At 64.8% G+C, this 6,576-nt stretch carries 4 protein-coding genes; 1 reads left to right on the plus strand and 3 read right to left on the minus strand.

Annotated elements, in window-relative coordinates:
- Positions 1–447: 447 nt before the first annotated feature.
- Complete coding sequence (locus ABZV91_RS31835) at positions 448–1,116, plus strand: nucleoside/nucleotide kinase family protein (protein ID WP_355249424.1); 669 nt, start codon at positions 448–450, stop codon at positions 1,114–1,116.
- Here ABZV91_RS31835 and ABZV91_RS31840 read toward each other — a convergent pair.
- From ABZV91_RS31840 to ABZV91_RS31850, 3 genes are read right to left on the minus strand one after another with little or no spacing between them, the layout of a single operon-like run.
- Positions 1,109–1,981 (minus strand): PfkB family carbohydrate kinase, encoded by an 873-nt coding sequence (locus ABZV91_RS31840; RefSeq protein WP_355249425.1) that lies wholly within the window; start codon positions 1,979–1,981, stop codon positions 1,109–1,111. The two genes, ABZV91_RS31835 and ABZV91_RS31840, sit on opposite strands and share 8 nt — an antisense overlap.
- 15 nt (positions 1,982–1,996) lie before the next feature.
- Positions 1,997–3,184, minus strand: coding sequence for a damage-control phosphatase ARMT1 family protein (locus ABZV91_RS31845; RefSeq protein ID WP_355249426.1), 1,188 nt, complete (start codon positions 3,182–3,184; stop codon positions 1,997–1,999).
- Positions 3,184–6,510 (minus strand): NB-ARC domain-containing protein, encoded by a 3,327-nt coding sequence (locus ABZV91_RS31850; protein ID WP_355249427.1) that lies wholly within the window; start codon positions 6,508–6,510, stop codon positions 3,184–3,186. Before ABZV91_RS31850 ends, ABZV91_RS31845 begins: the two co-directional genes overlap by 1 nt.
- Between the last annotated feature and the right edge of the window lie 66 nt (positions 6,511–6,576).

The following is a 6,576-nucleotide window of genomic DNA, read 5'->3' on the forward strand; positions in this document are numbered from 1 at the left end:
TCACTCCTGAAGCGTTCCGGCAGCAATGGACACCGACCGAGTTCAACCAACCGCAACTCGCATGATCGGTGGATCCGCCACCGGGGCCCAGTCAGGTGCCGTAGCGTATCCGTCATAGTTTTGAGCCTCCGCTCCGGCGCCGGGCTGATTGGTGCATGATTTTCGCCGGTTGGCTCGCGGCCCTCGGCGGTGTCGCTGCCCGGATCACCTTCAACCCGAGCCCGGCGCTCCCGCAGAGCCGATCTGAGGGGACCAGGTGCAGCGACTGACCGGTTGAGCGTGCCCAGCAGACGGCCAGCGCGCGGTAAACATTCGCCGGTGCGGGAAGTCTCTTTACTTCCCGTGCAGTTGGCGGAACCCCGGATCGGTATCATCGACGCCCGGCGGGGCCTCTTGGGCTTGCTAACGTGGTTGCACTGGCTTGATTCTCGTGCAAGGAATTCCGGGATGCGTGCAGGTTCTGAAGTGTCTGTGGCCGAGCTGGCGGCGAATGTGGCGGCCCGCATTCCACAGGGTCGGCGGCACATGCTCGGAATCGCTGGGCCTCCTGCAGCAGGCAAGTCGACGTTGTCGCAGAATCTGGCCGCCACAGTCCGGGCTGGGCACGCTGTGCCTGCGGAGATCGCCCCGATGGACGGTTTCCACAAGACCTCCGCCGAACTGGACGCGGTCGGGGCCCTCCATCTCAAAGGCGAACCGCACACCCTCGACGTCGCGGGGTTCGTTGCGCGTCTAAAAGTGCTGCGTGAAGCTCCACTTGGGCGGCGTATACCGTGGCCGCTCTACGATCGCGACCTGCATGATCCCGTGCCCGATGCCATAGTGTTCGCCGCGCAGCAACTGGCGGTCGTGGAGGGCAACTACCTGCTGCTCGAACAGCCTGGTTGGGCCGAGGTCCGCGCTCAGCTCGATGAGGTGTGGTACCTCGACGCCGCCGACGACGTTATCGAGCAGAGATTGACCGTCCGTCATCTCCAGGGCGGCAGAACGATTGAACAGGCGCAGGTCAAGATTGCCGACAGCGATATGCCGAACGCCCGTCTGATCGCGGGCACGCGGGATCGCGCTGACATCGTGTTGCGCGAGACTGGCGGGAACTACGTTGTGATCAGCTGAGTGCTGTAGCCCAGTTCCGCGTACCGAAGGTGCGGCACGACAACGTCGACACCTCTGAGGCACGGGTGAGCGCGTTGACGAAATCGCGGCTCTGGACGTAATAGGCGCAGAACGCGCCGTGCAAAATATCCCCGGCGCCGAGAGTGTCGGCGGCGGCGGTGACCGGTGTGACCTCAATGATGCCGTGTCGGCCGTCGTCGGCGAAGATGATCGGGTCCGGGCCTCGCGTGACTGCGGCGTGTTTGGGCCCAGCTGAACATAGGTGATCGATCAACGCTGCGGTGTCGCCTTCGAAGCCGGGTGGTGTGAAGTCTGCGGAGCAGATCGCAATATCGGTCAGCGGTAGGAGTTGGTCGTGGATCGGCTTCCACCGGCCGGCATCGAGGACGACCGGCGTTCCGATCTCTGTGGCGCGGCGTGCCACGCCTATCGCCAGTTCGGGATGGTGCCCGTCGATCAGGACGATCGTGGCCTCGTCGACGTATCGATCGAGGCTGGGGGAGTATGGCGCTTGGATTCGGGCTGCATCGAGACCGACGATCGTGCGCGATCCGGCTTCCACTGCGACCACGATCGATGACACTGGCGGCTTGTCTGTGCTTTCAGATGTCGTGTCGACCAGGGTGAGGTTCCTGTCGGTGAGGTCGTGGCGTACGAGGTCGGCGATCGGGTGGCGGCCGAGCGCGGTGATCAGCGTCGTGGGCTGGCCCGACACAATCGCGCACGCGACCGCGGCGTTGGCGGCGGGTCCACCGGCGCCCAGGAACTGATCCGAAGCTTGGGTTTTTGTATCTTCGCCCGGGTATCGATCGACGGCGTAGGCAATATCGAGGGTCGATAGACCCACGAACAGTGCTTCGGGCACCACAGCTCCTTCGGGTCAGCAGGTGCTCGGATGTTTGTCGCATAGCTGCACTACCCCGTGGGCTCCGCTGGTCCGCCAGCCAGGTTCGGATGCTTCGAGGGTGGCGAGCACGCGTCCGTCGATGCCTGCCGCGACGTCGGATTTGAGGGTGCGCAGCGCGATTACCCGGGTGGGGAAGTGCTGGGTGAGTGCAGTGAACTGGGTGGTGGCCGGCCAGTGGCAGTCCCCGACCAGGCGCCGGTAGTTGAGGTCGCCCTTGAGGATTACGGTGTCGGCTCGTGCGAGGTCGGCGCGCAGGTCGGTGGGCAGATGGTGGAATGATAGAGGGGCGCAGTAGAACTCGTGCACACGCAACTGCAGGCGCCCCTGGGCCAGTGCATCGTTGAGTCGTTCGGCTGCTGAGCGGGTGTGCCCGGGAATGCCCGCGAGGCGGGCGAGGGCGGCGAGCAGGTCCGTGGTGGTGGCGTCGGAGACGTAATAGGGCCGCGGCTTGAGGTGTAGTTCGACCATCAACGCGGGGTGCCTCTGTAGGAGGTGGTCGACCAGCAAGAGGTCGGGGATGAGCTCGCGGCCGGCGTTGTCGGCGATGAGGACAAGTGTGCCGGCTGTGTGGTTGTTGAGATAGTCGACCACCGCCTCGGTCTGGTCGTCGAGAATGCTGCCGGGCGCGTTATCAGCGGCTCCGGGGGATCCGGACAGACGAAACCCGAGGTCGGCGCGGTTTCCCCAGAGAGCTGCATGGATCAGTGCGGTAGTGCGCTGTTCAGGCGAGAGGCTTTCAGGTTTCGGCGCTGCGGCCAGCTCGGTGGCGAGCGCGGGGTCGTCGAGTTCGGCCTGTTTTCGGGTGAACGGGTCGATTCCTTGCCAGGGGCCGGGCCCGAAGTAGCCAACTGCGTCGAGCAGCAGGTGGTAGAAGTAGCTTTCGGCCCACAGGAATGGGATGTCCAGCCACCGCCTGCCGTAGAATTCGGCGCCCCACTGGTCCCATTGAGGTTTTCCGTGGCTGCCCTCGGGAAGTGGCTGCACGGTTGTGGTGATCTGTTCGCGTAGTGCTTCGAGGCGGTGCTGGATGTCGGGCGGGTAGGGGTGGGCGTTGCGGACCTGGTTGATGATGGCGGGGTGCCGGTGAGTCAGAACGCTCCATGCGAACGATTCCGGTTCCGTGGACACGATTGTCGAGACGGTGGTGGTGCTGGCGGCCATTATGCTCCGTTCGCGGACTGGCGGGGGACGGTCAAAGCTGTCACTCCGGCGGCGGTGGCAATCGTGACACGCCGGCTGGCAGCATCGAAGCCGGCCGCCTGGCAGGACGCGTCGACCCGGACTTCGGCGTCGAGTTCCCCGGTCAGGCTCCACCATCGGGCCGTGCCATTCGCAGCGACCGAGATCAAGTGGTCGTCGAGGAACCCGAGCATCAGAACCCGACCGGTGTGGCCCGCGAGTTCGCATACGACTTCGCCGGTGGCGGTGTCGCGGAGGACGATGTCGCCGGTACCGGAGCCGACAGCCAAGCGGGTGCCAGTGGGATCGAGGGCGACGGTGCGGCTCCAGCCCTGTCCGGCCTGTGCCTGCATCAGGAGATTCCCGTCGCTGTTCCACAGTTTTGCGCTGCCATCGCCGCATGCTGCGGCCAGTACGGAGCCGTCGGAGTTGAAGGCCAGCGAGCGGATCCGCCCGGCATCAGTGATGGCATCCCACGCCAGCGTGCCGGTGGGAAGATTCCATACGCGGACCCGGCCGTCGTCGCCCGCTGCGGCGAGCCGGTCGCCGGACTGTGCTATCGCCACCGCCCAGATGCGGCGTGCCTCTGTATCCAGCACTGTCGATTGGTCGGTGTCGGCGGTCGAATGGAGCCGGACTGTCCCGTCTTCGCAGGCCGCGGCGATATAGTGCGCTGCCGAGTCGAGGGACCAGACGCGTCCGTGTCCGATCGACAGTGTGCTCGCGGCGCCGGACTCGTCGGCGATGGTGAGTGTGCCGACGCTGTCTCCCAGGACAGTGTGGCCGCCGTCCTGGGTATGCGTAACCGACCACACCGTGTTGGTACCGGGGGAGATGGTGGTGAGGTGGCCCTGATGCCAGCACCGGACCGCGCCGTCTTCGCAGGCCACGATCACATCCCCCGTGTCTGTGATGGCGGTGGAGCGGATCCAGTCGACTCCGGGCGGCATCGCCATATCGGCGGTCAGATGTTCGGAGTCGATGACGTGTAGGTGCGCGTCCTCGGTCCCGACGACGACACGGTCCGCGCGGCGGGAGACCGTGCGGACACGGTCAGCGAATCGTCGCTGCTCCCCGGCCACGAGCTGGTGTCGGTGGTCAATCGTCCAGGTGCAGGTCGTGCGGTCACCTGAACCGCTGATCAATGTGCGGGCACCGGTGAACGCCACGGTACGCACCCAGTCGGTGTGTCCGACGGCTTCGGACAGCAATGTTCCGGCGCGTGCATCAATGAGTCGGACGGTCTCGTCTTGCCCGCCGACGGCGATCAAGGCGTCGTCCGGGGAGACAGCGATCGACCACACCGGGGCTGGATTGATGGTGGGCGGACGGAGCAGTGCCCCTTGTTTGACGTCCCACACACAGACCAGGTGATCTTCTGCCCCCGATATGAGCTTCGTTCCGTCGTGGGTGAAGGCCAGAGATCGGATCCGCTGAGTGTGGCCGTTGAGTACAGCAATGACGGCGCCGGAGGCGGTATCCCACAGCCGGATTTCGGTGTCGTCGCCGGCGGACGCGGCCAGAGTCGTGGCGGGTGAGACCGCGGTGGCATGGACCCAGCCAGTATGCCCCCTACACTTGTGGGTGAGTTCTTTGCGGTTGAGGTCCCACAACCGTACGGTGCCGTCTTCACCTCCTGAAGTCAGAACATTGCCGCTGACTGCTACGGATACGACCGCGCCGATGTGACCGGACGATTCGCTTTGCACCGAGGTTGCCGTGCGGACACGGAAGCCGCTGTAATCAGCGGTGGCTACGTCGATCATGTGGCCCGCTCGAGCGGCGACAATGTGCAGGGTTGCCACGATATCTGTGAGAGTGGCCAAGCCTTGCAGTAGATGTCCGGCGCTTGTCAACTGCTGAGCGAGGGCCGCCTCGGATACCTTGGCCAGAATTTGGTGATCGAGCACCAACGAGTGGTGCCCGCATCGCAGCGCTTTATCGGCGAGAAACTCCACTGACGAGAACGTCTCATCGAGTTCGTCGATGAGTCCGGCCTTATCCAGGTGGTAGGAGAGCCTGCGCCACAGGTAATCGACCGCGCTGGTGTCTCGCCAGCTGCCCGTGGCCGGCCGGAAGGCATCGAGCAGGGACCGGTGCAGGTCGGATTGTTGCTCGCCGACCAGGTGCCGGAGGTAGGCGACGAATACGTCGTGCAGGACGATCGCATCCTGGTCTGCGAGGTGGGCACTGATCATGGATCGGTCGGCCAGCAGCCGGCAGAACCGGCGTGTCACCGACAGGCTCCAACCGTGGGCTGCTTTCCACCAGTCAGCGAGTACGGGTATGGGGATCGCGGTCGAGGCAGGGAATACACAGAGGTCGAGATAGCGGTCACGCAGGCGCTCGGTCCCGGGGATCGTGACGTGTTCGTCCAGGTTACGCAAGCTGGCCGAGATTGCGTGACCGATCGCAGCGCGGCGCTGGTCGGTGTCCCAGACGTCAAATGCACCGGGCCCATCGAGACGCAGCATCTCGGTAGCTGAGGCGATGGCCTGGTCGGCACCGGCGCCGGCACGGATATCGTGTCCGATCGCGCCGCTGACGACACTGGCCAACAGCGGCCAACCTCCGCACAACGTCGCCAGCGGCGATAGACCATCCACTGCAGAGCCGGGCAGGTTCCGGCGGAGCAACTCGCGAGTCTGTCCGGAATCCATGGCGCCGAGACGGAACAGTAACGATGAAGATGGGCACACTGCTGCATTCCGGGTGGTGACCAGCCGGACACACCGCGGGGCCCCCAGCAAAAATGGCGCCAGATCGTTTGCCGACCACACGTTGTCGACGATGAGCAGTACAGCGCGACCTGCCAGAACATGTGCCAAATGCAGACCGGCTTGAGTCGGATCGGCGAAGGCGGGCCGGCCCCCACCCAGATGGACACACATGTCCGAGATCAATTCGACTACCCGCGCCGGGCCGCAGCCTGGACCCGTCTCAACCCACAAGATGTCCTCGAACGCACAGCGCACTTTGGAATCGTGGGCGAGTTGCCCAGCCAGCGTTGTCTTGCCGAAACCTCCCGGGCCGACCACACCTATCGTTGCGCTGTCGCTGCTGCCGGCGGAAAGAAGCAGGGCACGTAACTCCCCGAACTCATCTACTCGCTGGATCAAACCCGGCTCCAATGGTGGTACAAGGGACTTGACGAGCCTGCCAGATTGCTGCGGCACGGCCGTCCCCGACGGCATCGCATCCGGGTCGTGGTCCGGAAACGACGATGCGGCTGCTCGAAGTTCGCCAGGCACGTCAGCGTCCTTGCCATCAGAGGCGAATAGTTCGGTGGCGGTGTGTCCGGGCAGCATTTTTTCCAGGATGCGGCAGTGGTGGGGGTAGGGGAGTCCTTTCACGTCGCCGGAGAGCCAGCGGTG

The organism is Nocardia sp. NPDC004568 (genome assembly GCF_040609955.1).
Lineage (GTDB): Bacteria > Actinomycetota > Actinomycetes > Mycobacteriales > Mycobacteriaceae > Nocardia.